The following is a 1,611-nucleotide window of genomic DNA, read 5'->3' as shown; positions in this document are numbered from 1 at the left end:
CCGACGGCACGGGAGGCGGCTCGACGGCGGCGGGCGCGTGATGCTGGTGGTCGCCGCCACCGTTGCCCCGCCCGCGGCGACCGTTGCCGCGGGATCCTCCGCCCGAGCCGCTGTCGGCGGGCCGGTCGACCGGCTCGGCGTGGATGATGATGCCGCGGCCGTGGCAGTGCTCGCACGGCTCGGAGAAGACCTCGACGAGGCCGGAGCCGACCCGCTTGCGGGTCATCTGGACGAGCCCGAGCGAGGTGACCTCGGCGACCTGGTGCTTCGTGCGGTCTCGGCCCAGGCACTCCAGGAGCCGGCGGACGACGAGGTCCCGGTTGGACTCCAGGACCATGTCGATGAAGTCGATGACGATGATGCCGCCGATGTCGCGCAGCCGCAGCTGGCGGACGATCTCCTCCGCGGCCTCGATGTTGTTCTTCGTCACCGTCTCCTCGAGATTGCCTCCCGACCCGACGAACTTGCCGGTGTTGACGTCGACGACGGTCATCGCCTCGGTGCGGTCGATGACGAGCGACCCACCCGAGGGCAGCCAGACCTTGCGGTCCATCGCCTTCGCGAGCTGCTCGGTGACCCGGTGGTGGCTGAAGACGTCCGTCTCGTCGGTCCATCTCGTGACCCGCTCGGACAGGTCGGGCGCGACGGCGGCGACATAGGCCCCCACCTCGTTCCAGGCCTGCTCGCCCTGGACGACGAGGGAGGCGAAGTCCTCGTTGAAGATGTCGCGGATGACGCGGACGGTGAGATCCGGCTCGCCGTGGACGAGGGTCGGCGCGCCGCCGGCGGACGCCTTGCGCCCGGCAGCGGTCTCCGCCTGGGTCCGGATCCGCTCCCACTCCTTCGTGAGCCGCTCGACGTCGGCGCGCAGCTCCTCCTCCGAGGCGCCCTCGGCGGCCGTCCGGACGATGACCCCCGCGGAGTCGGGGACGACCTCCTTGAGGATCGCCTTGAGCCGGGCCCGCTCGGTGTCGGGCAGCTTGCGCGAGATGCCCGTCATGCTCCCCTCGGGGACGTAGACGAGGTACCGCCCGGGCAGCGAGATCTGCGAGGTGAGACGGGCGCCCTTGTGGCCGATCGGGTCCTTGGTCACCTGGACGAGGACCGAGTCCCCCGACTTGAGGGCGTTCTCGATGCGCTTCGGCGCGTTGACCTCCAGCCCGGCGGCGTCCCAGTTGACCTCACCGGCATACAGGACGGCGTTGCGGCCCTTGCCGATGTCGACGAAGGCGGCCTCCATCGACGGCAGGACGTTCTGGACCCGGCCGAGGTAGATGTTCCCGGCCATCGAGGCGTTCGTCTCGCGGGAGACGTAGTGCTCGACGAGCACGCCGTCCTCGAGCACGGCGATCTGGATGCGGCTCTCCTTCTCGCGGACGACCATGACCCGGTCGACGCTCTCGCGCCGGGCGAGGAACTCCGCCTCGGTGATGATCGTGCGACGGCGTCCGGCCTCCCGCCCCTCGCGGCGCCGCTGCTTCTTGGCCTCCAGGCGGGTCGAGCCCTTGACGCCGGAGACCTCGTCGCGGGCGCGTGGCTCGCGGACCCGCGTGACGGTGCCGGGCGGGTCGTCGCTGTCGCCGGCGGACCCGGAGCGGCGCCGGCGCCGGC

Annotated in this window: 1 protein-coding gene; it reads right to left on the bottom strand. The window is 71.6% G+C overall.

Features of this window, described 5'->3' with window-relative positions; all coding sequences use genetic code 11:
* The coding region (locus BN12_RS21605) for an Rne/Rng family ribonuclease (RefSeq protein ID WP_157635768.1) at window positions 1-1,611 on the bottom strand (1,611 nt) is incomplete at both ends.

It is taken from the genome of Nostocoides japonicum T1-X7 (genome assembly GCF_001046855.1).
In the GTDB taxonomy this organism is placed as follows: domain Bacteria; phylum Actinomycetota; class Actinomycetes; order Actinomycetales; family Dermatophilaceae; genus Nostocoides; species Nostocoides japonicum.
Note: the sequence above shows the minus strand (reverse complement) of the source record. Positions and strands in the feature narration are given on the sequence as shown.